The 224-nt window shown below is 79.5% G+C and carries 1 pseudogene; it reads right to left on the reverse strand.

Going from position 1 to position 224, the window contains the following annotated elements:
- Positions 1 to 224 (reverse strand): annotated as a pseudogene (locus tag GTW08_RS32025) (hypothetical protein); the annotation flags it as partial.

Genomic DNA, 224 nt, shown 5'->3' on the forward strand with positions numbered 1-224 from the left:
GGCCCCGGTCGGGTCGGTCACGGCGGTACCCGGTGGTGAGCCGTTGTCGCCGGAATCACCCGGCCCGGGCCCCCCCGCCGGTGCATTCCGCTCACCGTCCGTGGCCACGCGGGCCGCGGACAGCAGCCGGGCCGCGGCGACGGAGAGGGCGGCGTCGTCGTCGTGGAGCTGGTCCGCGGTGCGGGCGAGCGCGGCCGCGACCCCGCCGCCCAGGACGTCCTCCA

Source organism: Pseudonocardia sp. SID8383, from assembly GCF_009864975.1.
In the GTDB taxonomy this organism is placed as follows: Bacteria; Actinomycetota; Actinomycetes; order Mycobacteriales; family Pseudonocardiaceae; genus Pseudonocardia; species Pseudonocardia alni.